The organism is Streptomyces sp. NPDC004629 (assembly GCF_042873595.1).
Classification (GTDB): domain Bacteria; phylum Actinomycetota; class Actinomycetes; order Streptomycetales; family Streptomycetaceae; genus Streptomyces.
Genome location: NZ_JBIALO010000010.1, coordinates 1 through 25,877 on the forward strand (window position 1 = coordinate 1; position 25,877 = coordinate 25,877).

Sequence of the window (25,877 nt, forward strand, 5' to 3'; positions counted from 1 at the left end):
CCCTCGCACCGGCCGCGCCCACCGCCCCCGCCCGGGCGTGCCCGGGCCCGGGGGGGGGGGGGGGGGGGGGGCCCCCCCCGCCCCCCCGCCCCCGCGGGGGGGGGGGGGGGGGGGGCCCCCCCCCCCCCCCCCCCGACCCTTGTGGGAGCGCTCCCAGGCGACCATGATGCCGGAATGGCTTCGTCTCCCGTCGTACGCCCCTACCGTCCCGCCGACCACGATGCCGTCGAGGACATCTGCGTCCGCACCGCACACCTGGGCCAGGACAGCCGCCCGCACTACACGGACCCGGCGATCTTCCCCGCGACCTTCGCGGCTCCCTACCTCCGTCTGGAACCGGAGTCGGCCTTCGTGCTCGACGACGGCGCGGGGCGCGCGGTGGGCTACATCCTCGGCACCGCCGACACACCCCGCTTCGTCAAGGAGTTCCGTGCCCTGTGGCTGCCCGGCATCGCCGACCGCCACCCCGAGCCCGTCGGGGCACCGAGCACCCCGGACGCGGAGATCGTCCGGCTGCTGCACCACCCGGAGCGGATGATCGTCCCTCAGGTCGCCGCCTATCCCGCCCATCTGCACATCGACCTGCTGCCGGCCTGGCAGGGCCACGGCCACGGCCGCGCGCTGATGACGGCCTTCCTGAGGGCCCTCGGGCACCGAGGCGTCCCGGCCGTCCATCTGTGCATGGTCACGGCCAACACCGCGGCCCGGGCCTTCTACGGCCGGCTGGGCTTCCACGAGATCCCCGTACCCGACCCGGGTCCGGTCAGCTATCTGGGCCGGACGACTGAAGTGCCGCTGCCGTAGGCGCGGTTGGGCCCAGCCGGGCGGTGCGGGCCGCCGTCAGGGCCTGGCCGGCGATGACGTCGGCCTGCCTGAACAGCGCGGCGTCGGACCGGGCGCGGGCGCCGATCGCGTTGTTCCACTCGACGCCCTCCAGCGGAATGCCGCACGCGAACAGCCGGTCGGAGGCGACCCCGTCGGCGTCCCGCACCCGCAGCCGGGCCGGTTCCACATCGAGGGCGCCGCTGGGCCCGCCGCGGCCTGCGTCCGTGCCATGGAGCCGGGCCAGCCCCGAGTCGAGCAGCGAGCGCAGCAGCGGGTCGGCCGTACGGGACGCGTCGGCACCGGGCAGCCAGGCGTCGATCAGCGCACGTGCCTCGACCGGTGCGCCGGGCACGGTCGCCGAGACCGCCGTGAACACCCCGGCGTCCATACGGACTTCGGGCCGGGCACCGAGGAAGGACACCACCCCCGCCTCGCTCAGCGCCAGCAGTTCGGCGATTCGGGACGGCGGCGGCCCGCTCGACAGATGCGCGCCGAACGCCCGGAACCAGGACAGGGCCGCGCGGGTGTCACCCCGCAGTGCACCGGCCGCCACCAGTCGCCGTACCGGGCCCTTGACCGCGGCCACGGCGGACGCGGCCGCCTTCAGCGGGGCGGCCGCCGGATCCAGGGCCTCGGCCAGGTCGGCACGCAGGTGCCCGCGCATCCAGGTGTCGAACTCCTGCCGTGACGCGAACTGCCGCGCGGCCAGCGGCCGGTCGAGGTCGCGCAGGTCGAACCGGTCGCCGGGATCGGCGAAGGCCCCGGTCAGCAGGTCCGCCTCGGCCGCCGACCGGTAGGGGGCCGCGAGGTACCGGTCCAGGAACTCCCGCGGCGGCAGCGCGCACCTGCCGGGAAAACGGCGCAGCAGCACCTCGTACCAGGCGTGACCCGCTTCCTTGGCGATCAGCGGCCACACATCGTCCGTGAAGGAGACCGAGCCGGGCCCGCGGGCGAGCAGCCGCCGCACCGCCGCGTCGTCGAGGACCCGCCTGCGGTGGCCGGCCGGCATCGTGCCGGGCGCGTGGCCACGCGCCAGATAGGGCACGCCGCGCCCGGAACCCGCGTACACCCGGGGTTCCCGGCCGGACGGCAGATAGCGCAGCAGGCCGTGCTCCCGCGGTGCGAACCGTCCGCCGCGGCCCGTCGTGAGCAACGTGATCTGGTCGAAGAAGTTCAGGGCGAGCCCGCGCATCAGCACCGGTTCCCCGGCGGGCACGGCATCCAGGTCGCTCTCGTGCGCCTGCCCGGGCGGCACGTGGATCAGGCCGTGGGCCGCGGCGTGGGCCGCGAGGGCCGTCTCCTCGGATCCGGGCAGCACCTCGGTGTGCCCGGTGGCGAGCACCACCGCGTCGGCGGTGAGGCCGCCGCCCGCGGCCAGCGTGAGCCGCAGCCGTCCGCCGGGCTCAGCGGCCAGCGCCACCGCCCGGTCCGGGTGGTGGATCACCCGCACCCCGGGCGGCGGATCGGCGACGATCCGCCGGTACGCCCAGGCCAGGTAACGGCCCATCAGGGCGCGCGCCGGATAGGTGTGCGGGGCCAGGCCCGGGGCGTGCTCCGCGGACCACTCCAGCAGCGAGGGGCCCTGGGCCGGCGGGCCCGCCATGCGCACACTCGCGTCGGGGAACGCGGTGGCGTGCCCGGCGAGGGTGTTCATCAGCAGCGACTCCGGCTGGCCGGGCGCCCAGACCCGGCCGGCCCCCGGGACGTGCGGCTCGATCACATGGACGTCGACGCCGAGCGGGCCGGTGCCGTCAAGGCCGTGTCCTGCGTCGCCGCCGCCGTCGTCCGCACCGGCGCGCAGGCGGGCCAGCAGCCGTTCCAGCACGGCCGTGCCGCGCGGTCCCGCGCCGATGACCGCGACCGCCGGGCGCCCGGCATCCGGCGATCGGCCAGGGCCGGGGTGCGGGGAGGTCACGCCGCCTCGCCCCAGATCTCGCCCAGCACCCGCATCAGGTTGCCGGCGAGCACCTTGCGCAGGTCGTCCTCGCCGTAGCCGCGCCGCGCCAGTACGTCCGTGATGACGGGCAGGTCGGCCGGGGTGCCCATGCCGACCGGGTGGATCAGGTCGAGGTTCAGGCTGTCGTCGACGATCGGGATCTCCGGGTAGAGCCGGCGCACCCGGGCCATGCCCTCCTTGGAGTACTTGCGTTCGTCGCCGACGTCGGTGCCGATGATCACGTGGTCGATGCCCACCAGGTCGACGAGGTGGTCGATGTTGTCGGCGAACGTCTCCGGTCCTGTCGGGCCCTTCAGGCCGTCCGGGCTGAGGAACCCGGACTTCGCGGCGAGGCCGAACGCCCCGCCGCGCGCGGCGAGTTCCCGCACGACCCGGTCGCTCTTGTTGCGGGGGCTGTCCACGAAGCGGGTGAGCCCCGCGTGGGTGACCAGCACCGGTTTCTCGGAGAGTTCGATGGTCTCCAGGGTGGACCGCTCACCGGTGTGGGACAGGTCCAGCGCGATGCCGAGCCGGTTGCACTCGCGGACCAGCGACCGTCCGAACCGGCTGAGTCCGCCGTTGGCCGTCTCCCCGCTGCCGTCCCCGGCGAAGTTGCGGTTCTGGTACGTCAGTCCGAGGAAACGCAGCCCGAGCTGGTGCAGCGCCTCCAGCCGCCACAGCTCGTCCCCTATCGGCCTGCTGTCCTCGAAGCCCACGAACCAGGCGACCGAACCGTCCTGCTTGGCCCGGCGCACATCGGCGAGAGTGCGGCCCTGGAAGACCCGCCCGTCCGTCTCCGCAAGCCGGCGCTGCCAGCCGACGATCGAGGCGACGGCGGCGTCGTAGCCCTGGGAGACGACCGTGGCGTGGTTGAACGCGGTCACCCCGGAGGCGGCCAGCTTGCCGAGGTACGTCTCGTCCGCCCACGACAGCGGGGTGCAGTCGAGCGCGTTGAAGACGATGCTCTCGCGGTGCAGCGCCGCGGGGTCGAAGGACGGGGCGGGTGCGATGGACACATGACCTCCAAGGACGGGAAGCGGACGAGGGGTTGGGCGGCACCGGCCGGGGGCGTCGGCGCGGGCACCGGTGGGGGAGGCGGGCAGGCGCCGGTCACGAGCGCAGACTGCGCCGCAGCCCGAGGCTGCGCTCGACGACCACCACGGCCGCGACCGACAGCAGCACCAGGCAGACGGACAGCGCGGCGATCGACGGATCGCTGCGGTACTCCACGTACTGGAGCACCGCCACCGGCAGCGGCCTGGTGTTCTGCCCGGAGACGAACAGCGAGATCACCGTCTCGTCGAAGGACAGCAGGAAGGCGATGATGGCGCCGGAGACCAGTCCGGGCAGCGCGGCAGGCAGCGTCACCCGCCGCAGCACCGTGAACCGGCCGGCGCCCAGGGTGCGGGCCGCCTCCTCGGCGCGTGGATCGGCCCCGGCGAGCGCCGCCGACACGGTCCGCACCACATAGGGGACGGTCACTCCCAGGTGGGCCAGGATCAGCCCCCAGTAGGTGTCGGTCAGCGGGATCGGCGCGAACAGCACCAGCAGCGCGAGGCCGAGCACGATGTGCGGCACCAGCAGCGGCGACAGGAAGGCCGACTCCACCGCGCCCCGGCCCCGGAACCGCAGCCGGGTCAGGGCCAGCGCGGCCGGCACCCCGGTGACCAGGGCGAGCAGGGTGGTGACAGCGGCGGTGACGGCGCTGACCCGGATGCCGGAACGGAAGTCCGCGTTGGCGAAGACCTGCCGGTAGGCGTCGAGGGTGAAGCCCTCGGGCGGAAAGCGCAGATAGGTGGAGTCGTCGAAGGACTCGATGAGCACCACGATGATCGGGGCGAGCAGAAACAGGTACAGGACGGTCAGCAGCGCGGCCCGCAGGATCCGCCCGGCCGGGTGGGACTTCACCGCGAGCCTCCCTTCTCACCGGTGAACCGGCGTTCAAGGGCGCGCTGTGCACGCTGGTACAGGACGATGACGATGCCGAAAAGCACCAGCAGCACAACCGAGAGGACCGCGGCCGCCGGCCAGTTCAGCGCGGTGATCGCCTCGTCGTAGATCTCGGTGGCCAGCACGAAGACCCGGCCGCCGCCGATCAGCCGCGGGGTGATGTATCCGCTGAGGCTGAGCACGAACACCAGGAGCGCCGCGGTCAGCACCCCGGGCAGGGTCAGCGGGAGCACCACCCGGCGCAGCACCTGGAACCGGTTCGCGCCGAGCGAGGCGGCGGCCCGCTCCAGTTCGGGCTCCAGCCGGCCGAAGCCGCTGATCATGGCGAGGATCGCGAACGGCATGTAGATCTCCACGGACGCGATGACCACGCCGGTCATGTTGTTCGCCAGCGGCAGCGGGCCGTCGGTGAGGGCGAGCGCCTGCAACGTCTTGTTGACCAGGCCCTGGTTGCCGAGGATCGCCATCCAGCCGAAGGTGCGGGCCACCGAGGAGATCAGCAGCGGCGCCACGGCGAGCGCCATCAGCAGGCTCCGCCACCGGCTCGTGGTCCGGGCCAGGAACAGGGCCAGCGGGTAGGCCAGCAGCAGCGTGAACACCGTGACCAGTACGCCGAGTTGGAGGGTCTGGCCGATGACCTTCCAGTAGTGGCCGTCACCGAGCACCTGGGTGAACGTGCCGAAGGTGAGGGTCTGCCGGATGGCGCCGCCGTCCAGCGGTTCGTTCAGCGCCATGCGGACGACCCACACCAGCGGCATGGCGTAGGTGAACAGCAGGGCGAGGGCGCCCGGGGCCAGCAGCATCAGGGCGGTACGGCCGGTACGCGGCCCGCGCGGCGCCCGCGCACCGTCCCCCGGTGCGCCGCCCGGCGCCGCCGTCCGAGGTTCGCCCTTCGGGCCGGGGACGGCGCCCCCGGCCGCCGTTGCCGTGCCGCTCACTGCGTCACCCCGCGCGGTGCGGCCGGGGCGGCGTCCGCCGCGCCCACGGCCGCATCGGCACCGCTCTCGTCGTCCCCGGCCGCGTCGACCAGCCGGGCGGCCGAGGCGTCCCAGGTCAGCAGCACCTCGCTGCCCGGTGCGTGCGCGGCCTCGGGACCGGCCGGCCGCTCCACGTCCAGCACCGGTCCTGCCGCGCCGACGCGGACCCGGTAGGCCACGCTCTCACCGCTGTACCCGGCGCCGAGCACCGTGCCCCGCACCGGCGCCGCGGGCGAGCCGTCCGGGACGCCGTCGGCGGGGCCGATCGCGGGGGCCGGGGCCAGCGCGATCCGGTGCGGCCGCAGCAGGACCGCCGCCCGCGCCCCGGCCGGGCGCGGCTCCCCGAGCGCGGGCACCCGGCCCACACCCGGCAACTCCACCACGGTGCGCGCCCCGTCGGCGCCCGCCACGGTGCCCTCGATCAGATTGGCGCGGCCCACGAACCGGGCCACGAACCGCCCGGCCGGGCGTTCGTAGACGTCCTCCGGGGTGCCGATCTGCTCCAGGCGGCCCTGCGCGAGGACGGCGACCCGGTCGGCCATCGACAGCGCCTCGTGCTGGTCGTGCGTGACGAACACCGCGGTGATGCCCGTCTCCTGCTGGATGCGCCGGATCTCGTCGCGCATCTCCCCGCGCAACTGCGCGTCCAGGTTGGACAGCGGCTCGTCGAGCAGCAGCAGGGTGGGCCGCACCACCAGGGCGCGGGCCAGCGCGACCCGCTGCTGCTGGCCGCCGGACAACTGGGCGATGCGACGGCCGGCGAGATGGCCGAGCCGCACCAGGTCGAGCGCCTCGGCCACCCGGCGGGCCCGCTCGGACCGGGGCACCTTGCGCATCTCAAGCCCGAAGGCGACGTTGCGGGCCACGTCCAGGTGCGGGAAGAGGGCGTACGACTGGAACACCATGCCCATGTCGCGGCGGTGCACCGGGATGCCGGTGATGTCGCGGCCGTCCACCAGGACCCGGCCCGCGGTGGGCGCGACCAGGCCCGCGATCATGCGCAGCGTGGTGGACTTGCCGCAGCCCGAGGGACCGAGCACGGCCAGCATGCTGCCGCGCCGCACGGACAGGTCGATCCCGCGTACGGCCGCGCCGTGCTGCCCCGGGTATGTCTTGGTCAGGCCCTCCAGGGTCAGATGCCCCGCGGGAGACCCGCCGGCCGCCGGGGTCGCGACGGCCGGAGCCGTCGGCTCAGCCACCGATGACCTCCCGCTTGATGCGGTCGACCCAGGCGGTGTAACGGCTCGTCATCCAGCTCCAGTCGACCGGGATCTGCCGCTTCTGCTGCTCGGCGGAGGCCGTGGTCCGCTCCGCCGCCTCGCCCTTGAGCTTCGCGTTGCGGTTGACCGGCGCGTAGTACGCGTCGTCGTCGAACGCCTTCTGGGCCTCGGCGCCGATCGCGTAGTCGATGAACTTCTGCGCGGCCTCGGTGTGCGCGGAGTTCGCGACCAGGTTGATCGTGTTGATCTGCTTGACCGTGCCCTCCTTGGGCAGCACCGGCTGGACCACACCGCCGGAGGAGTCCTTGTAGAACTGGCCGCGGGCGTTCCAGCCGACCGCGACGTCGGCCTCGCCGGACTGGACGGCGGTGTAGACGTCGGGCGCGGGCTGCCAGGTCTCCACGGACGGCGACAGCTCCTTGAGCCGGCCGATCGCCGGGTCGATGTCCTTTTTGTAGTCCGCGCCGAGGATCTTCTCCAGGGCGACGATCAGCGCCACCCCGCGGGTGTCGGCGATCGGCATGGCCAGCTTGCCCCGGTAGGCCGCGTCCCACAGGTCGTTCCAGCTGGTGGGCGCCTTGTCCACGGCCTTGGAGTTGTACAGGATGGACAGGCTGTCCAGGGTGAGGCCGGGCCCGTAGCCGTCCTTGCTGCGGGCCTCGTCGACCAGTTCGGACAGGTGCGGGACCTGTGCGCTGTCCAGCTTCGCGAACAACCCCTCCTCATTGGCGGTCGGCGCGACCGAACTGTCCATCAGGGCCACGTCCGCGGCGGGGTTCTTCTTGCTCGCCCGCAGCTTGGCCAGCACCTCCGCGGAGTTCTGGATCGGCACATACGTGACGCTGATGTCCGGATTGGCCTTCTCGAACGGCTCGATCACCGTCTTCGTGAACGAGTCCTGGAAGGTGCCGAAGAAGCCCATGAAGGTGATGGTCTGCTTGCCGCCTCCCGCGCCGGAGCCGCCGGAGGCGGGGCCGGCGGAGGTGGCGCAGGACGTCACCAGCAGGGCGGCCGCGGCGACGCCGGCGGCGGTGACGAGGGGGCGGGGGACTGCGGTCATGACAACTCCGGTTTCACGGGGACGCGGGGCGCGTGGGCACTGGTTCACTGGGGCCGGGCGGCGGGGCCGCCGGGCGGGGCAGGCGGGAGCGACGTCCGGTCAGCCGTGCGACGGGGAGCCCGCCGCGGGCGTCGCCGCCGGTGCGGCGGCGGGACCGGACGTCTGCGTACAGGACTCCGGAACGGCGGGCGCGCCCAGGACCTGCATCAGCCGGTTCGCCCAGCCGAACAGCGCCACGCAGTGCACCACGTCCAGCAGGGCGGCGCCGTCGATGCCCGCGGCGCGCAGCGCGGCCACGTCGTCGGTGGTCGCGGCCGGCGGGGTCGCCGTCTGACGTTCCGTGAAGCGGCCGAGGGCGGCCCGGCGCGGATCGCCGGCGAGCGCCGCGGTGCCCTCGTCGAGCACCCGCCGCGCCGCCTCGGGATCGCGGCTGAGCTGGGCGAACTTGCGGCCGTGCACCGACGCGCAGTACACACAGCCGTTGATCCGCGAGACCAGCAGGGTGACCAGCTCCCGCTCCGCCCGGGGCAGCCCGCCCCGGCCGTACATCAGCGCGTTGTACAGGTGGGTGCGGTGGTCGAGCGTGGCCGGATCGTGCAGCAGGGTGCGGTAGTACGGCGAGTCGGCGGACAGCGTGGCGTGGGTGTCGAGCACCGCGCGCTGATCCGCGTCGAGCGCGTCGGCGGGGACCGGTTCGAGCCACGGGACCCAGGTGAGCGCGTCCAGAGTGAAGGGGCGCTCGACGGCGGGCGCGTCCGGCTCGGCCCGGCGTGTGGCCGGCTCGGCGGGGCCGGAGCGGGCGAGCGCGCGGGCGGCGAGCGCGGTGTCGGCGGCCGGGGCGCCGTCGAGCAGGGCCAGGCCCGAGGCGACCCGGGCCTCGTAGGAGACGAACGCCACGATCTGGGCCAGCGCGACGATGTCCGCCGCGGCCAGTCCGACCCGCTCCAGCTCCGCGAGTTCCGCTCGCCCCGCGCGTGCCGGAGCGAGGGTCACGGCCCGGGTGTACGCCCGTACGGCGGCGGCACGCGCGGAGTCCGGCTCACGCGCCCCGTCGGGACTGCGCGGCGCGTAGGAGCGGTAGGCCGCGGCCGGCGCGGGCTGTCCTGACAGCTCCGCGGCCAGGGCAGCGGCCTCTGCCCGCAGCGCGGGGTCGAGCCGGCCCGGGCGGGCGGGGCGCAGGAGCGCGGTACGGGCCGCGTCGGCGTGCGTGCCGACGGCCGGACGGTACCGTTCTTCGTCGCTCAAGGTCACTCCTCCCTCTCCCTGCCCCGCTCGATCGCGTCGCATGCCGGGCCTGCTCCGGGCGCCACCGCCCGGCGGCGACCGGTGTGCGCCGTCCGGCGGGCCCTTCGTCGGGTCCCTCCAGTGACGGGCACGAGATGGCCCGCCATCCGGACACATCGTGGGACGAGCCCGGAGAGCTGCAAGTTAGCCCCGTGCATGAGCCGTGCGCAAAGCCCTGACAGGCGGGAATACCCGGGGCGACGGCTCTCGCGGGCCCGTCCGCCGCCGGATGCGACCGGCCACCTGTTGCATCAGGTGACGCCTCTTCGAACGCCGACCCGCCCCGCACGGCGCATCCGTACCCACCTGATGCAACAGGTTCGGGGTGCGCGGTACGGTCGGGGCGCGGACGGCTGGCGAAAAATCTTCGGTCGGCCCGAAATTTCTCGTATCGTGAAACGATCGTCCAGAAAGTGAGACGCTGTGGTGCGGGTTGCGTCCTACCGCCGGGTCGCCGACGGCCTACGGCGCCGGATCGAGACCGGCGAGTTCCCGCCCGGCGCCCTCCTGCCCTCCCGGGCGGCGCTGGCCGAGGAGTACGACGTCGGCGTGAACGTGGCCGCCGCCGCGGTCCGCCTACTGGTGAGCGAGGGGTTGGCGCGCGGTCGGACCGGTCGCGGGGTGTTCGTGCGGGAGCGCGTCTCCGCCTCCACCATGGCCCGGTCCTGGACCCACGAACGGCTTCAGGGCCGGCTCGCCGTCCACCCGGCCCTGCGCCGCACGGGACCTGTTGTACCCGGCGCGGACGACGGCCCGGGCGCGGGCTCGGAACGCGGAGTGCCCTCCTCCCGCACCGAGGGCGCGAGCCCGGACATCGCCCGTCGACTGTGCCTCCCGCCGGGCGAGCCCGTGATCCGCAGCGAGTACCAGCTCAGCAACGACGGTCTGCCGGCGATGATCTGCGTCAGCTGGGAGCCGCTGGAGATCACCGGTGGCACGCCTGTCTCGCTGCCCGGCGCGGGACCCCTGGCCGGGGGCAGCGTCGTGGCCCGCATGTCGTACATCGGCATCCGGGTCACCCGCTCGACCGAGACCGTCACCGCACGCCTCGCCACAGCGCAGGAGGCCGCCGCCCTGGACCTGGGCCGCGGCGCGGCCGTGGCCGCCATCGAACGCACCTATTACACCGGCGAACGCCCCCTGGAAACAGCCGACTTGGTCATCCCCGGCGACCGCTTCCGCCTGGCCTACGAAATCCCAGCAGAACCACACCATTGACCAGCCGGTGCCGCGCAGAAAGGGGACCAGGGCAGCGCGCCCCAAAGGGGCGCGGGGCTGTGTCACTATGCGGCTCCGCCGCGTGGGCGCGCCCAGCCACCACGCGCCGTTCAGCCGACGGCAGGGCAGCGCCCCAAAGGGGCGCGGGGAACTGCGCGACCAGCCACAATGCACCCGCAGCCGACGGCCGACGTAGCGGGACCCAGCCAACAAGTTCGGGCCGCGTCTGAAACGGAGGCCGAGGGCAGCACCATAAGGGGCGCGGGGAACTGCGCGACCAGCCACCACGTACCCGCAGCCGACCGACGCCCCGCCAAAACGTACCCGCAGCCGACCGACGCCCCACTCACCACGCACCCGCAGATAAACCGACGCCCCCACCCCAGCCACCACCCACCGAAGAGTGAGCCCCCTTGTCGCCGTCCCCGTCGCCCGCCGACTCCCGTAGTCAATCCGCCGCCCACCCTCCCTTCGCTCTGGTCGAAGACCCGGCGCGGCCCGACCGCGAAGCGGAAGGAACGCTGCTCCTCGTCCGCCGCTTCGACACCCCCTTCCTGCTGACCGCCTCCCTCACCGCCGGCGCCGGATCCAGCGAACTCACCCTCGACCGGGGCAAGTTCGGCAAGGGCCGGATCGCCGAGTTCCGCCGGCTGTCCGGCCGGGCCGTCCTCGTCCTGCGGGACAAGCACCGGCTCGCCACCGGCGGCCCGGCCGCCGTCCGCGCGGGCGCCGACTCCTTCGCCCGGTCCGTGATCTGGAGCGCCCCCGTCCTGCGCGAGGACGCCGACGGCGCCCTCGTGGACCCCACCGGCCTCGCCCTGACCGACCTGCACGGCATCGCCGACCTGCTGCGCGAACGCGGCCAGGGCGACTACACCGTGGACCTGGACGCGTCCTACCCGCTCCCCGCGGCGGCGGGCGCCCGCGGCGTCCGACTGCCCGCGCTGCTCACCCTCCGCGGCCCCGGCACCGGTGCCGCGCTGCGCCGGGTCACCCCCGCGCCCGCGACGCTCTCCCTGGTGCAGCAGGTCCATCTCGTGCCGCTGCCCGACCCGCCGCTGACGGCCCGCCCCTACCATCCGGCGTCCGGCGGCTACGGCATAGGCCACGACGACCACGGTGACCGCGCGGCGGACGGCGTCCACGTCATGTTCCAGCCCCGCTTCCGCCTGGAACCGGCCGACCCCGAGGCCGTGTCCGGGCCGGTACGCACACCCCTCGTGTTCCTCGTGGACCCCGCCGTCCCCGAGCCGTGGCGGTCGGCCGTCGTGGAGGGCGGCAACTGGTGGCGGGAGGCGTTCGAGGCCGCCGGGTTCCGGGACGCGTACCGCGTCGAGGTGGCCGCCGAGGACACCGACCTGGACGACCCGGCGCTCAACACCGTCTGGTGGGTGCACCGGGACGGCCGCGGCTGGTCCCACGGCCAGGCCCTGACCGACCCGCGCACCGGCGAGATCCTGCACGGCCGGGTACGGCTCGGCTCCCAGCGCGTGGAACAGGTCACCGCGCTCGCCGAGGCACTGCTCGCCCCCTACGGCCACCCGGACGAGACCGCCCGGCTGGCCGCCGTACGGGAGACGGTCCTCGCCCGGATGCGGCTGCTGGCCGCGCACGAGATCGGCCACGCGCTCGGCTTCATGCACAACTTCGCGAGCACCGGCCACCCGCACCCCTCCGTGATGGACTACCCGCACGCGCATGTCACCGTCGGCCCCGACGGCACCCCCGACCTTTCCCACGCCTACCCCGCCGGGCTCGGGCCCTGGGACCACTTCCTGGTCGCCCACGCCTACGGCCGGTTCGCGGACGAGTCGGGCGACCTCACCGCCGCAGCGGAGGCGGCCGGGCTCGCCCGGCTGCGCCGGGAGGCGGCGGAGCGCGGGCTCGCCTACCTCGCGGACGAGGACGCCCGCGGCCCGGGCGCCGCACACGCCGACGCCGCCGTCTGGGTGCCGCACCTGCCCGACCCGTTCGAAGCGCTCGACCAGGCACTCGCGGTGCGCCGCGCGGCCCAGGCCGGTTTCTCCCGCGGGGCGGTGCCGCCCGGCCGGCAGACCGGCGAACTGGAGCACCGGGCCGCGCTGCTGCACCTCTTCCACCGGCACCACCTGGCCGCCGTGGCCCGGCTCGTCGGCGGTGTCCGCTACGCCTACGCGCACGCCGGCGACGCCGTCCCCGGCGCCGTCACCGGGACGCCCCCGGTCCCGGCCGAGGACCAGTGGCGGGCGCTGCGGGCGACCGTCGCCCTGCTGGACCCCGCCCGGTTGGTGCCGGATCCGGCCGTGCTCGCCGTGCTGACGCCGCCCGGGATCCGGTACGAGCGGTCACCCGAGTACGTCGACACCCGGGCGGGCCGCGTCTTCGACCCGCAGGCCGCCGTGGAGTCCGCGGCGGCCCTGGTCGCCGAGGCGCTGCTGGAGCCGGCCCGCCTGAACCGGCTGGCCTGGCAGCACGCCGCCGATCCCCGGCAGCCAGGCGTCAGCGATGTGCTCTCGGCCCTGTTCGCCGCGTCCTGGCACCCGGACGACGGCCCGGACCGCGAAGCGCATCCCGTGTCGGACGACCGCCCGGACCGCGACGCGCACCCCGTGTCGGACGACGGCCCGGAGGCCGCCTCGGAACGGGAGTCGCTGGTCCGGGAGACGGCCGGCTGGGTCGTGGTCCGTCATGTCATGGCGGCCGTGCGCGGCGGCGGGCCACATCCGCCGGTCCGCGAGGAACTCAAGGCGTCCCTGCGGAGCCTGGCCGACCGGCTGGCCGCCGAGCCCGGCGGCGCCGACCGGAACCCGGTCCGCGCGGCCCGCCGTCGCGAGACCGCCCGCACCCTGACCGGGTTCCTCGCCGACCCGGCCGCCGCCCGCCTCGATCCGATGCCCCGAGTACCGCCCGGAGCCCCCCTGTGAGAGCCGACCCGTCCCACCGCGGCGAGCGGACCGCGGACTTTGACCGGGTGCCGGGCGGCGCCGCGGCACTCGCGGCCGGCCGGCGGGCCGGCCGCGAGCCGGGCAATCCTCCCCGTCACCGGGGGACCCGCGCCGTTACGGGACGATGTCGACGGTCGCGGAGTCGGTCAGGCCGCCCGACGTCACCGTGACGGTGACCGGCCCGGGACGTACGGCGACGAGCGTGCCGGACGTCAGATCGAGCACGGCCCGTGTCCTGGGGCTGCGCGTGGCCGTGCGGACCTCGGCCGCGGACCGGGCTACGACGAGCCCGGAACCGCCGCCCCAGGTGACGCTGGCCGGGAAGCGCAGCGGGAAGGTGAGGCCGAACTCGCTCGTACTGGCCGTCGCCGAGACCGCCGCGCGGGAGCCCACCTCGATCTGGCGGGGCGCGGACAGCGTGATCCCGTCGATGAGCGGCCGGCTCTCGGCCTGGAGCCAGTCCCGGGTCTTCGGGCTCGGCCGTCCGGCCCTGATCCGGGCGGGGCGCGGATCGACGCCGACGTTCATCCAGCCGAAGAAACCGCCCTGATCGGGCGAGCTGTACGGCGTCTTGCCCACGGCCGGAGTGGTGACTTCCAGTACGCCGTCGGCGCGGGTGACCGACGCCGTGTGGGCGTGACCGGTGAACAGGGCGATCGGCTTCCCGGAGGCCTCCCGGAAGTCCGCGAGCCAGCGCTTGAGGAGACCGGCCTGCAACTGGTCCGACAGCTGCGAGGACTCGGCCCCGGACGGGTCGTGCAGCGGGTGGTGGAAGGAGACCACCACGCCGGTGACCGACCGGTCCTTCGCGGCTTTGGTCAACTCGGACTTCAGCAGTGGGACCTGGTCCCAGTCGGAGGTGCGCATGTCGCCGGTGTGGGAGTCCAGCAGGATGAACCGGGTCCCCTTGTGGTCGAGGACCTGCTTGTTCGGCCGGCCGGTCGCGGCCAGGAAGGCGTCGAGGCCCCCGGTGGCCGACAGCCCGGCCTCGTGGTTGCCGGGCGTCCAGTGGACCGGCAGCCCGTTCGGCACGTGGTCGCTCAGCAGCTTGTCGGCGAGTTCGAAGTCCGCGGCACCGTTGTTGTCGACGAAGTCGCCGTTGATGAGGATGAAGTCGGGCCTGCTCGCGACCGCCTGGTCCAGCGCGAGCGCCGCCTGCCGGGCCGAGAAGGAGTCGGGCCCCGCCGCCGCGCTGACATGCAGATCGGACAGGACCGCGAACGTCCACCGGCCGTGCGGAAGGCCGCCCTGCTCGATCACATAGGGGTCCGGCCGCGGTGCCTCGGTGATGTCCGGCTGCTGCCCGACCTGGGCGGCCAGCGCGTCGAACCTCAACTGCCCGGCGTTCTTGTTGGTCTGCGACGTCTCGGCGATGTAGACGCGCAGCAGGGTGATGGGGTCCGAGAAGCCGGTCGGCAGATCGCCGACGACCTGGCGCCAGCCCGTCCAGTCCACGGTGGTGCTGAAGGTGAACGGCACGTTCGTGGTGCCCTGCGAACGCAGCATGGCGCGCAGCCAGTGACCCCGCCCGTCCCCGTTGACCCACAGCGCCAGCCGCTTCGTCCCGGCGGGCAGGGTGATCGGGGCGGACGCGATCACATAGGCCGCGGAGGTGCTGGGCCTGCCGGTGAAGTCGTAGGTGAGGCGTACGGCGTGGTTGCCGGCGGGGGCGCCCGGCCGGTCGGGTGCCGCGACGATGTCCACCGACGCGGTGCCCTGGGCAAAGGCAGCGGTCCAGGTCTCGTCCGGTTCGAACTCGGCCAGCGAGACCTCGCTCAGGCCCACGGTCACCGCGAGCTTCGCCGTCGCCCCGGCCACCGTGGCCGTGACGACCGTGGCCTTGGAACCCGCGTCCCCGGCCGCGGTGATGCCGAGACTGCCGTCCGGACGCGCGGTCACGCCGATCACGGACGTGTCGTAGTCGAGCGTCACATCGTGGGCCGACACCGGGGCGTCGAACCCGTCGGCGTCGTGTCCGACGAGGTCGACGGCCGCCGTCGCGCCGGGCTCGATCGTGACCGCCCGCTGCGCGAAGGCCAGCCGGTGCAGTGCGCCGACGACGCGCAGGTCGCTCTCGCCCCGGGCACGGCCGGACCGGCCGCGCAGCGTGCCCGCGCCTGGCCTGCCCGCGCGGAAGACGCCGTCGCGCGCCCGGCCCAGCGAGCCCGGGTGCGCGGTCCAGGTGACGGGGTGCCCGTCGATGGCCACGGGCGACCATGTCTCGTCGTAGCCGGCGACCTCGACGTTCAGGGTCAGTCCGGGAACCACCCGGTCGGCGCCGGGCCGCACGTCGAGTCCCCGCAGGACGCCGGAGCCCTTCGGGCCGAACAGGCCGACGGCGTTGGGCACCGGTCGTTCGTTGCCGTCCGAGGGGGTGTTGACGACACTCACCGTGCCGTCGCCCGGGTGTCGTGCGACCATCTCGGTGGAGCCGCCCCCGTCGAGCATGAACGCCTCGGTGGCACCGAGACGCACCATCAGCTCGGCCGTGTCGTTGAAGCCGAGTCCCGCGGAGAACGCGGCCGAGCCGTCGATCGCGACGAGCAGCAGACGGCGTCCGCCGTCCAGCCAGCCGATGGCCGTGCGCGGCTTGAGCGCGTTGTTGCCGTCGTCGGACGGGAAGGTGATCGCCGTACCGCCGCGCACGAGCACCGCGTTGCTGCCGAGCGCCATGTACGGAGCGGAGGGGCTGTCCGTCTTCGGCTCGAACGTCACGGTGACGGCATCGCCCGCACGGGCGGTGGCCAGGGCGGCGGCAGCGGAGCCGCGGCCGAGGACGATCAGCCCGTTGTCCGGTACGGCCGTGTCCGTCAGCCCGGCGTTGACGGCGGTGATCCGGCCGTCCACGGCGACGAGTTCGGTGTAGGGGCCCGCCCCCTGGATGAGCGTGCGGTTGCCGGGGCCCCACTGCGGGGTGAACACGGCGATGCCGTCGGCGGGCACGCCGGCGGAGTTGAGCGCGGCCAGCGACCGTTTGGTTCCGGCCACCGTGACCGTGCCCGCGATGAGGAAGTCGGCGAGCCGGGCCACCCGGTCGGCGCCGACCGTCACGACGGTGGAGTGCTGGTTCGTTCCCTTGCGCAACCGGCCGCCGCGGACCTCGGGTCCGATGGCCGCGTTGGTCTCGGTGATGTCGAAGAAGTCCCCGTTGACGGCGGCGACCGCGCGCTGCGCGTCGGCGGCGGCGGAGACCGTCCGTGTCTCGCTCACCTTGCCGGCGACGAGGTCGACGCCGACCGACGCGTCGCCCAGATCCGCGTTGAGCACATGCACCCGGGTCCAGCCGCTGCGGCCGAAGGTGCTGAAGGTGGTGAGGACGATCCCGGGCGCCACGGGGCGGTCCACCCGGTCCACCTCGACGGACTCCCCGGGAACGGCCGTCTGGTACGGCGGGACGGTGTGGTCGAGTCGGCCTCCGCCCGAGCCGCCGGGAGCGGCGCCGCCGCTGCCGTCCGGTCTGGATCCGCCCGGCCGGCCGGGATTCGCGGTGGCGACTCCACCGGACGCGACGAGCGCGGCGGCGACCGCGCCGACGATGAGCCCGCGACGGGTGAGCCCGGCGGTGTCCTGGTCAAGTGAGTTCATGGCCGATGAACCTATTCACCCATGGCAACACCCCCTTGAACGCCACATGGCTGCCCAGCACTTCGCCGCAGCGCGGCCATCGCGATGCGCTCGGCGACCGGGTTCATCGACGTGCCCTTGGCGTCGGTGGAGTTGACCGAGTAGACCAGCGTGCGGCCGAGGTCCCGGGTGGCCGCGACCGCCGTGCTGTACCCGTAGCGCGCACCGGACTTGAGCCAGTACACGGTGTCGTCGTACACGAACCGCTGGAGCCCGGCGCTGTAGCTGGCGTCGTCGATCCCCGGCGGCAGTGTGAACATCTCCCGCACCTGCGGCTCCGGTACGATCCGCCCCCGGAAGAGAGCCGTGATCAGCCGCTCCAGGTCGGCGGTGGTGGAGATCATGTCGCCTGCCGCCCAGCGGTCCGACTGGTTCCAGTCCGTGACGTCCACGCATCGTGTGGTGCCGTCGGGTCGCTTCACCAGCTGGTAACCGTGGTTGTGCGGGCCGTGGATGTGCGGGTCGGCGCCCGGGAAGTATGTGTGGCGCATCCCGGCGGGGCGCAGCACCAGGCGGGTGGCCTCGCGGGCGTACGAACGTCTCGTCAGCTTCTCGATCAGCATGCCCAGGATCGTGTAGTTGATGTTCAGGTACTCCTGCCGCCGGCCCGGGCGGAACCCCGGGCCCTTCGCCACCGCCGACGCCACCACCCGGGCCGGGGTCAGGGTGTCGAAGCGGTGCGCGTACTGGTCCTCGAAGTCGTCGCCCCAGCCGTCGCCCGGCTGGATACCGCTGGTGTGGTTCAGCAACTGACGTACGGAGATCGGCTCGAACGCCGGGGTGAGCAGGTGCGGCAGGTAGTGCTGGATCGGCGCGTCCGGATCGACCCTGCCCTCAGCCGCCAGCCGCAGCACGGTCGCCGCCGTCACGACCTTCGTCGTCGAGCCCGCGCGGAAGAGGGCGTCGGGGTCCGCCGCCCGGCCATGCACCAGATCGTGCACGCCCGCGCTGCCCCGCCAGCGGCCGTCGAAGCCGCCGACCCGGACCAGCGCGGCGGTCGCGTCGCTACCGGGCAGACCGGCGAGCGCGGCCCGCAGCGCCGCGGCGTCGGGTCCGGCCTTCCTCCGCGCGGCGGCGGGCGCGGCGAAGGCGGGAGCCGCCTGCGGGCCCGCCGCGGCGGCCGAGGCGAGGAAGGCGGCGAGCACGGTGCGGCGGCCGAGCGGTTGCATACGGGGGCTCCTCAAGAAGATCGGCGTCCAGGTCGTGGCGCCATCCTCCGGTGCCGCACCGCCCGCCGAATCGTCGGCGGGGAGGGCTTGTGACCCCGGCCCACCCCCGATGAGATCCCCCCGCACCACGGCACGTTGTCAGGGTCGGCCCCTAGGGTGCCCCCGGTTGGCGGAAGGGCCCCCGGCGGCCCGGCACTTGCCGGGACGACTCGGGCGACGCCGAGCGGCCCCGCTCTCGCCCTGATCACGCCTCGCGCGCCCCGGCCGGCTCCGCTCCCGGCGCTCGGCCCCTCGGGGCGCCGACGACCACAGGGCCGTTCCTGCTGCCGGTGCGGCGGGACCGGCGGCACCCGGCTGCCGTTCGCGCCGCACACGGCAGCATCACCGGCCAACTCCTCGTGGTCCGCGCCCGCCTCGCCCACGGGCATGGCCACCCGGTTGGCAGGCATGGCCGGCGCGCAACGGGCTGGGGAACGCCGACCGCCCCCGCCGCCGGGAGACCGCCCCGCGGCCCGCTCCATCGCCGGTGCCGCTTCGGGAGCCGGACCGGCCGGTGAACGCCGCCGTGCTCCTAGCGTGTCGGGTGGTCAGGCGGCCACGGTCCGGAAGATCATTCCGCTAATCGTCCACAGGCCAACCACCGGCGTTCACCTGAGGTGCCCAGGATTCGCCATGGGCATGCCCGATTTGGTTCACGGTGTGCCCTTCCCTTTCCAAGCGATCAGGAAGGACGGCTGCTGATGCGGCCAACACTGCGGCGAAGATGGCAGGGTGGATCCGGCGGGCAGCGGCTCGCGGGCGCCGTCCTGACCGCGCTCGTCCTGGTGGGCGGAAACCTGACGGTGGCGTACGCCGACACCGGCTCGGACCCGCGTGCCACGGACAAGAAGGACGTGTCGAGCCAGGGCGCGACGACCCTGCCCACCCTCACCCCCGGCGAGGGCTCGTATCTGGAGGGCACCCAGAAGACCGCGGCCACGCCGACCCTGGCCGGCGACTCCGTGACCCGGCTCGCCGTCGACGGCGAGGCGATCGACGCGAAGAAGACGGTCGGGGTGTCCCGGCTGAGCTTCGACGTCGGCTCGAACTCGACGGAGGCCCGCTACCACAACTATGTGCTGGTCAACGGCGAGTACCGGGCGGACATCGACGACCTCGTCAACGAGCGCGGCACCATCGAGATCCCGAACGAACACCTCGTCAAGGGCGAGAACAAGATCCAGGTCTTCGCCGGCACCGTCGAGACCTCGTGCGGCACCAACCACGACGACTTCGTGCTGTCGGACATCCAGCTGACCCTGCTCGGCGAGGTCGCGGACGGCGAGGAGAACGAGTACACGTACTCCTTCGGCGACGGCAACTGCGGCTCCAACAGCGCGCTGCTGAAGGAGGCGACGCTCAGCTTCTTCGTCCTGGGCGACCCGCAGGGCACCACCGGCCTGGAGGGCGACCTGGACACCACGAAACTCGCCAACGGCGAGCACACCATCACCGCGACCACCACCTCGCGCAAGACGGTGACCAACAAGGTGACCGTCAACAACGCCCCGGCGGGCGCCCCCCGGCTGCTGCCCAAGGACGGCACGCTGGTCAAGGGCGGACAGTCGGTGTTCGCCGGCTTCCCCGCGGGCGCCGAAGGTCAGCTGTCCTCGCTGACCGTGGACGGCAACAAGCCGGTCTCCACGCCCCAGTTGGGCAACGGCGCGGCCACGTTCTCCTTCGACGTCGGTGCCAACTCGCTCGACGACAAGTACGACAACCACCTGCTGGTCAACGGCAAGCGGATCGACCTGGGCGGCACCTGGGCCGGCCAGCGGGTGGACATCGCGGTTCCCGCGCGGTACCTGGTGCCCGGTGACAACACCATCAAGGTCGTCACCGGCCCGTACAAGGAGAGCTGCGGCAACAACCGCGACGACTTCGACATCTCCGGCCTGCGCCTCGCCCTGGACGGCGCCACCGTCACCGGCAAGGACATCGCCGCGTCCTACGCGATGGGCGACGGCGCCTGCGGCAGCGCTGCCGACCGGCTGCCCGAGGCCGAACTCCACTACACGATCGACGCCCCGGCCGTCGCCGTCACCGACACGCTCGGCTCCGGCGACGCCACCCTCGGCTTCACCGTGGGCAGCAACTCGATCGAGGCCCGCTACCAGAACCACATCCTGGTCAACGGGCAAAAGCTCGTGCTGGACGCCGACTACGTCAGCCGGCACGTCGACCTGACCTTCCCCAACGAGTGGCTGGTGCCCGGCTGGAACACCATCGACGTCGTCACCGGCGCCTACGCCACCTCGTGCGGCGACAACCGGGACGACTTCGCGCTCTCCGGCATCACGCTGACCCCGCTCGGCGGCACCGCCGAGGGCCGCATGGTCAAGGGCTCCTACAGCTTCGGCGACGGCAACTGCGGTGACAACGTCAACCCGCTGACCGAGGTCGACCTGGAGTTCTTCGTGGACGGCCCGGCCAAGGGAGTCCGCGCCGACCTCGACACCGCGAAGATCAAGGACGGGCGGCACACGCTGGCCGCCACCTCGAAGTCCGGCAGGACGGCCACCCGCGTCCTGGTCACCGACAACTCGGCGCCCGAGGTCGCGAGCAGCACCCCGAAGGCCGGTCAGCGGATCACCGCGTCGGTCGTGCTCGGCGTGCAGATGAAGGACTTCTCCGGCGTGGTGGACGGCCCGGACATCAAGCTCGACGGCAAGGCGGTCAAGGCCGGTGCCGAGATCGGGCCCGGCCTGTCCGCGGGGGCGCACACGCTCTCTGTGACCGCGACCGACTCCCTGGGCAACACCGGCACCCGCGAGGTGAAGTTCACCTCCGCCGGCATCCCGGACACCCCCGCACAGCTGACCCCGGCGTCCGGCACCACCGACGCCGGCCGGAACGTCACGCTGTCCGCGAAGGTGGCCGAGCCCGACGGCGGCGACGTGACCGCCACGTTCTCCGAGGCCGAGATCCTCACCCCGAACCGGGTGTACCAGGGCACGGCCACCGCCGTCCCGACCACGCTGAAGGTCAAGGGCGAGAAGAAGATCAAGGCCGCGGGTCTCGCGCCCGCCGACGGCAGAACGCTCGCCGCGCCGTCCTCCTCCGACGTCACCTTCCAGCGGTTCGACGTCCAGGTCAAGGGCCATGTCGACCAGCCGGTGCTGCGCTGGGAGGGCGTCATCGACCCCGAGCGCCTGGCCTCGCTGCGGGCGTGGAACAACGGCACCGGCCAGTGGGATGTCGTCAGCAGCGCCCGCGGCGCCGCCGAGGGCAACACGGTGCTCACCGCCGTACTGGACCGTGTCCACGTCGACCGCCAGCAGGTCCACGTCATGGTGACGGGTGAGGACCCGTTCGCCGACGACATCGACGCCGGTGACCCGGACTCGTTCGCCGACCCCGGCTCGTACGACTTCTCGATCGTCCACTACACCGACACGCAGTACCTGTCCGAGGGCGCGGTGGAACAGGAGACGCCCAAGGAGCGCGCGGTCTGGGAGAAGGCGTACGGGGACGTCGCCCGCTGGATCGTCGACAACAAGGACAAGCGGAAGATCGCCTATGTCGCGCACACCGGCGACATCATCGAGAACAACATCCGCAAGCCCGCCGACGAGGCCACGCAGAAGCAGGTCGTCGGCGAACTGGAGGTGTCCTCCGAGCAGCAGAAGATCCTGGACGACGCGGGCATCCCGAACGGTGTGATCGCGGGCAACCACGACAACCAGTCGGGAACCGAGAACGGTCCGGACGCCCTCTACAACAAGTACTACGGACCCGACCGTTACCAGGCGCTGTCGCAGGGCTGGGAGCACGCCAGTTACGGCGGACCGTGGCGCGCCGGCGACAACCAGAACCACTACGACCTGTTCTCGGCCGGCGGCCAGGACTTCGTGGTGGTCGGCCTGTCCTACGGTGTGACCCGCGAGGAGGCCGAATGGGCCGACTCGATCTTCAAGCGCTTCCCCGACCGCAACGGCATCCTGCTCTCGCACGACTACCTCGCGCCCAGCTCCAACCCCGACGGCCGCGGGGCCCCGTTCTCCGCGCCCGACGGTTCGATGCTGTTCAAGACGGTGGTCCAGGACAACCCGAACGTGTTTCTGATCCTCGCCGGCCACGAGCACGGCGTGGGCACCAACGTGAAGCCGAAGGTCGGCGAGATCAGCCACGACGTGGTCGAACTGCTCGCGGACTACCAGTTCTACACGGTGTCCGCGGACCGGCTCGGGCTCACCGAGATCGGCGGTTACCAGCCCGAGGACCAGTTGCAGTTCGGCGCGAGCTTCTTCCGGCTGCTCCAGTTCGACGTGGCCCGCTCCGAGCTGACCGTCGACACGTACTCGCCGCTGCTCGACGAGTTCGGCGCCACCGAGTACGACACCAACCACCGCTACGACGGCACCGAGGACAACATGGTGCTGCCGGTCGACCTCAACTCCCGCAAGACGACCTTCGGGACCGACTCGGTCGCGCTGTACAACCCCGTCAGCGTCATCGGGCGTACGAAGGTCACGTCCGGTGAGGTCGCCTCGGTGACATGGCGGAACCTCAAGCCCGGCTCCACCCACGCCTGGTTCGTCACGGCCCGCTCCGCCGGCGGCGGTGTCACCGCCTCCGAGCCGAGCGTCTTCGTGACGAAGGACGCACACGGCCGGCCCGGCACGTGGAACGCGGACACGCCCTACTACGAGTGGTTCGCCCCGTCCGGGGGCCGGCGCTGACCGGCTGACCGCCGGCAGCGCCCGGCGGTCGTCGCCCGCCGCCCCGGACCCGCGCGGTCCGGGGCGGCGGACCCACGCCCCCGTCCCACGCCCCCGGATCACGGCCGCGGCCACCGCCGTGATCATCAGCCACGAGAACCGAGCCCGCCATGCATCCGACACCACCTGCCCGTCCCCCCGCCCCCGTGCCCCGGCGCGGGCCGCGCGGCGCCCTGCGCACCCTCCTCGCCGTTCTCGCCGCGCTGCTCGGCGCCGGTCTGCTCCAGGCGGCACCCGCCACCGCGCACGACGCCACCTCCACCGCCTACGTCGAGGTCGACGGCAGCGCGGCCCGTCCCGAGGCCACCCTCGACCTCGAATACGACCTGCTGATGAAGTCGGCCTGGCTGTACGCCGAGGCGTACGACGCGAAGGGCCGCGCCGAGCAACTGCGCCAGCTCAGGCTGAACGCCCAGGCGGTGTCCGAGTACGTCACCGGGCGCTTCGCGATCACCCGGGACGACACGGCGTGCACGGCCCGCACCGTGGGCGACGCGGACATCCGCATCCGCGGCGCACGCCCCTACGCCGTGCTCACCCTCGCCTTCACCTGCCCGGCCGGCGCCACCGGGCCGATCACCGTCTCCAGCGCGCTGTTCCCCGACGCCGAGAGCTTCGTGCACAGCACGAGGACGATCGTGCACTACGACATCGACGGCGGGCGGGGGTCGCAGATCCTCACCGTCACCGACCCATCCGTCACCGCCGCCGCGGCCCGGGGACAGGAGTCCCACCAGGTCCGGGAGTTCTTCCTGCTGGGCACCGAGCACCTGCTGTTCGGCCTCGACCACATCCTCTTCCTGCTCTCGCTGCTCATCGGGGCGCGCAGTCTGCGGGACATCGCGCTCACGGCGACCGCGTTCACCGCCGCGCACAGCATCACGTTCCTGCTGGCCGCGTGCGGCGTCGTGGACGTGCCCGCCGGGCTGGTGGAGCCGGTGATCGCCGCGTCCATCGCCATAGTCGCGATCGCCGGCTTCTGGCTGCGCGACCGCACGGACAACGCGCGCTGGCGACTGCCCGCCGTCTTCGTCTTCGGTCTCGTGCACGGCCTGGGCTTCGCGGGGTCGCTGGGCATCGACGAAAGCTGGTCCTGGGAACTGCTGTTGTCGCTCCTCAGCTTCAACGTCGGCATCGAGGCGGTGCAGTTGGGCATCATCCTCGTGGTGTTCCCGCTGCTGCTCCTGCTGCGCCGTTCACCGGTCCACCGCTGGGTACTGCCGGCCCTGACCGCACCCATCGTGCTCGTCAGCCTCTACTGGTTCTGGGACCGGGTGGCGATCAGCGCCTGACGCCCGCCGTCCAGAACAGTCGTGAGCGGCCCCCGTCGCGGGTAGCACTGAGTCACCACTGCACACCACATGGTGCCGACCGTGCCGTGTGCCGACGAAGACGATGGGGAGGCCGGGTGGACAGCTCGGGACCAGGGGACTTACGCGAGACACCCACGCTGGGCGTCGAGGAGGAGTTTCTGCTCCTCGACCGCAAGGCGTACCGGCCCGTGGGGCGGGGCAGTCAGGTGCTGGAGGCCGGCCGGCGGCGGTTGCCGCCCGAACAGCTGGTGCCGGAGATCTCTCAGGCGATGGTGGAGACGGTCAGCGGCGTCTGCGGCACCGGGGCCCAGCTGCGCGGGGAACTGGTGCGGCTGCGCGGGGCCGCCGCGCGGGCCGCGGGGGAAGCGGAGTGTCTGCTGCTCGCCTCGGGAACCTCGCCGCTCGGGCGGACCGGACCGGGGGATGAGGACGATCCTCCGGAGGTACCGCCGCTGCGCGAAGACCCCCGGTACCTGCGCATCCGGGAGCGGTTCGGGCCGCTGGTGCGCGACCAGGGTGTGTGTTCCTGTCATGTGCATGTAGGCATGCCGGATGTGGGCACTGCCGTCGCGGTCGTCAATCACCTGCGCCCGTGGCTGCCGCTGCTGCTCGCGCTGACCGCCAACTCGCCCTACTGGAACGGCGCCGACACCGGATACGCGAGCTGGCGCACCATGCTGTGGCGCCGATGGCCCACGGCAGGACCGCCCCCCGTGCTGCGCTCCGCCGAGCACTACGAGGAGGTCGTCCGGGCCCTCGTGGCCAGCGGTGCGGCCCTGGACCCGGCGATGGTCTACTGGTACGCCCGCCCCTCGCGGCATGTGCCGACCGTCGAGGTCCGCGTCGCCGACGTACTGCCGACCGTGGCCGAGACGGTGGCCTACGCACTGGTGGTGCGGGCCATGGTCGTACGCGCCCGCGCCGCGGTCCGGGCGGGTGCTCTCCCGCCGCGGGTGGAGCAGGACGTGCTCGTCGCCGCCTGCTGGCAGGCGGCGCGCGAAGGGGTCACCGGAGAACTGCTGGACCTCATCGGGGGCTCGGCCCCCGCGGCCACCCCGGTCGTGCGGCAGATCGAGACGGCACGACGCCTGCTCGGGCCCCATCTGCCGGACCTCGACGAACGGGCGTTGGTGAACGCCTGGCTCGACCGGCTCACCGACGAGGGCGGTGCCGCCGACCGCCAGCGGGCACTGCACCGCGGCACCGGCCGCCTGGACGGCCTCGTCGAGCACCTCACCCTCACCGATCCGGGCCATGCCCCTGAAACCCTCGCCGATCCGGGCCGTGCTCCCGAAACCCTCGCCGATCCGGGCCATGCTCCCGAAACCCTCGCCGGTCCGGGCCGTGTCCCCGAAACCCTCGCCGGTCCGGGCCATGCCCCTGAAACTCTCGCCGGTCCGGGCCATGCCCCTGAAACTCTCGCCGGTCCGGGCCATGCCCCTGAAACCCTCGCCGGTCCGGGCCGTGCCTCCGAAACCCTCGCCGGTCCGGGCCGTGCCCCTGAAACCCTCGCCGGTCCGGGCCGTGCCCCCGAAGCGGCCCGTGCGTCGCTCTCCCGTTCCGCGCTGCCCGCGTCCGACCCGGAGGAGGCGACCTGACCGAGCGGGCGCCCCGCGC

15 protein-coding genes are annotated in these 25,877 nt (G+C 73.4%); 6 read left to right on the forward strand and 9 right to left on the reverse strand.

Annotated elements, in window-relative coordinates:
* Nucleotides 1–174 precede the first annotated feature (174 nt).
* The gene (locus ACFYTE_RS16680) at nucleotides 175–804 is read left to right on the forward strand and encodes a GNAT family N-acetyltransferase (RefSeq protein WP_388710187.1); all 630 of its coding nucleotides are present in this window, start codon (nucleotides 175–177) and stop codon (nucleotides 802–804) included.
* Here the strand turns inward: ACFYTE_RS16680 and ACFYTE_RS16685 are convergent.
* The 7 genes from ACFYTE_RS16685 to ACFYTE_RS16715 all read right to left on the reverse strand — a co-directional run bounded on the left by ACFYTE_RS16685 (nucleotide 764) and on the right by ACFYTE_RS16715 (nucleotide 9,213).
* The gene (locus ACFYTE_RS16685; RefSeq protein WP_388710188.1) at nucleotides 764–2,740 is read right to left on the reverse strand and encodes an FAD/NAD(P)-binding protein; all 1,977 of its coding nucleotides are present in this window, start codon (nucleotides 2,738–2,740) and stop codon (nucleotides 764–766) included. The genes ACFYTE_RS16680 and ACFYTE_RS16685 overlap by 41 nt on opposite strands.
* Entirely contained in the window at nucleotides 2,737–3,777 is a 1,041-nt protein-coding gene (locus tag ACFYTE_RS16690) for a dipeptidase (RefSeq protein WP_388710189.1), read from the reverse strand. The genes ACFYTE_RS16685 and ACFYTE_RS16690 overlap by 4 nt, the downstream gene beginning before the upstream one ends.
* Before the next feature lie 94 nt (nucleotides 3,778–3,871).
* Entirely contained in the window at nucleotides 3,872–4,669 is a 798-nt protein-coding gene (locus ACFYTE_RS16695) for an ABC transporter permease (RefSeq protein ID WP_388710191.1), read from the reverse strand.
* Nucleotides 4,666–5,649 carry an ABC transporter permease gene (locus ACFYTE_RS16700; RefSeq protein WP_388710193.1) on the reverse strand — a complete coding sequence of 328 codons (984 nt, stop codon included), beginning with the start codon at nucleotides 5,647–5,649 and terminating at the stop codon, nucleotides 4,666–4,668. Before ACFYTE_RS16700 ends, ACFYTE_RS16695 begins: the two co-directional genes overlap by 4 nt.
* Entirely contained in the window at nucleotides 5,646–6,887 is a 1,242-nt protein-coding gene (locus tag ACFYTE_RS16705; protein ID WP_388710195.1) for an ABC transporter ATP-binding protein, read from the reverse strand. Before ACFYTE_RS16705 ends, ACFYTE_RS16700 begins: the two co-directional genes overlap by 4 nt.
* Nucleotides 6,880–7,968 carry an ABC transporter substrate-binding protein gene (locus ACFYTE_RS16710; protein WP_388710197.1) on the reverse strand — a complete coding sequence of 363 codons (1,089 nt, stop codon included), beginning with the start codon at nucleotides 7,966–7,968 and terminating at the stop codon, nucleotides 6,880–6,882. The genes ACFYTE_RS16705 and ACFYTE_RS16710 overlap by 8 nt, the downstream gene beginning before the upstream one ends.
* A gap of 99 nt (nucleotides 7,969–8,067) precedes the next feature.
* Nucleotides 8,068–9,213, reverse strand: a complete 1,146-nt coding sequence (locus ACFYTE_RS16715; RefSeq protein WP_388710199.1) for a peroxidase-related enzyme — start codon at nucleotides 9,211–9,213, stop codon at nucleotides 8,068–8,070.
* A 462-nt stretch (nucleotides 9,214–9,675) separates the two neighbouring features.
* Here ACFYTE_RS16715 and ACFYTE_RS16720 point away from each other — a divergent pair, with 462 nt between their 5' ends.
* Nucleotides 9,676–10,470: a GntR family transcriptional regulator gene (locus ACFYTE_RS16720; RefSeq protein ID WP_388710201.1), complete on the forward strand. Its 795-nt coding sequence runs from the start codon at nucleotides 9,676–9,678 to the stop codon at nucleotides 10,468–10,470.
* Nucleotides 10,471–10,883: 413 nt separating this feature from the next.
* Nucleotides 10,884–13,373 carry a zinc-dependent metalloprotease gene (locus ACFYTE_RS16725; RefSeq protein ID WP_388710203.1) on the forward strand — a complete coding sequence of 830 codons (2,490 nt, stop codon included), beginning with the start codon at nucleotides 10,884–10,886 and terminating at the stop codon, nucleotides 13,371–13,373.
* 135 nt (nucleotides 13,374–13,508) lie between these two features.
* Here ACFYTE_RS16725 and ACFYTE_RS16730 read toward each other — a convergent pair whose 3' ends face one another.
* Both ACFYTE_RS16730 and ACFYTE_RS16735 read right to left on the reverse strand, forming a co-directional pair.
* Nucleotides 13,509–16,979 carry a phosphodiester glycosidase family protein gene (locus ACFYTE_RS16730; protein WP_388710205.1) on the reverse strand — a complete coding sequence of 1,157 codons (3,471 nt, stop codon included), beginning with the start codon at nucleotides 16,977–16,979 and terminating at the stop codon, nucleotides 13,509–13,511.
* 11 nt (nucleotides 16,980–16,990) lie between these two features.
* Complete coding sequence (locus ACFYTE_RS16735; protein WP_388710207.1) at nucleotides 16,991–18,187, reverse strand: serine hydrolase domain-containing protein; 1,197 nt, start codon at nucleotides 18,185–18,187, stop codon at nucleotides 16,991–16,993.
* A 740-nt stretch (nucleotides 18,188–18,927) separates the two neighbouring features.
* Between ACFYTE_RS16735 and ACFYTE_RS16740 the strand changes: the two genes are divergently transcribed.
* The 3 genes from ACFYTE_RS16740 to ACFYTE_RS16750 all read left to right on the forward strand — a co-directional run bounded on the left by ACFYTE_RS16740 (nucleotide 18,928) and on the right by ACFYTE_RS16750 (nucleotide 25,858).
* Nucleotides 18,928–22,908 carry a metallophosphoesterase gene (locus ACFYTE_RS16740; RefSeq protein WP_388710209.1) on the forward strand — a complete coding sequence of 1,327 codons (3,981 nt, stop codon included), beginning with the start codon at nucleotides 18,928–18,930 and terminating at the stop codon, nucleotides 22,906–22,908.
* A gap of 185 nt (nucleotides 22,909–23,093) precedes the next feature.
* Complete coding sequence (locus ACFYTE_RS16745) at nucleotides 23,094–24,239, forward strand: HupE/UreJ family protein (RefSeq protein ID WP_388710211.1); 1,146 nt, start codon at nucleotides 23,094–23,096, stop codon at nucleotides 24,237–24,239.
* 116 nt (nucleotides 24,240–24,355) lie between these two features.
* Nucleotides 24,356–25,858 (forward strand): glutamate--cysteine ligase, encoded by a 1,503-nt coding sequence (locus ACFYTE_RS16750; RefSeq protein WP_388710213.1) that lies wholly within the window; start codon nucleotides 24,356–24,358, stop codon nucleotides 25,856–25,858.
* Nucleotides 25,859–25,877 lie beyond the last annotated feature (19 nt).

Bases quoted from the DNA above. Each gene is read 5' to 3' on its own strand.
- ACFYTE_RS16680 (WP_388710187.1), top strand. From the start codon at position 175: ATGGCTTCGTCTCCCGTCGTACGCCCCTACCGTCCCGCCGACCACGAT.
- ACFYTE_RS16710 (WP_388710197.1), bottom strand. From the start codon at position 7,968: ATGACCGCAGTCCCCCGCCCCCTCGTCACCGCCGCCGGCGTCGCCGCG.
- ACFYTE_RS16730 (WP_388710205.1), bottom strand. From the start codon at position 16,979: ATGAACTCACTTGACCAGGACACCGCCGGGCTCACCCGTCGCGGGCTC.
- ACFYTE_RS16735 (WP_388710207.1), bottom strand. From the start codon at position 18,187: ATGCAACCGCTCGGCCGCCGCACCGTGCTCGCCGCCTTCCTCGCCTCG.
- ACFYTE_RS16740 (WP_388710209.1), top strand. From the start codon at position 18,928: ATGCGGCCAACACTGCGGCGAAGATGGCAGGGTGGATCCGGCGGGCAG.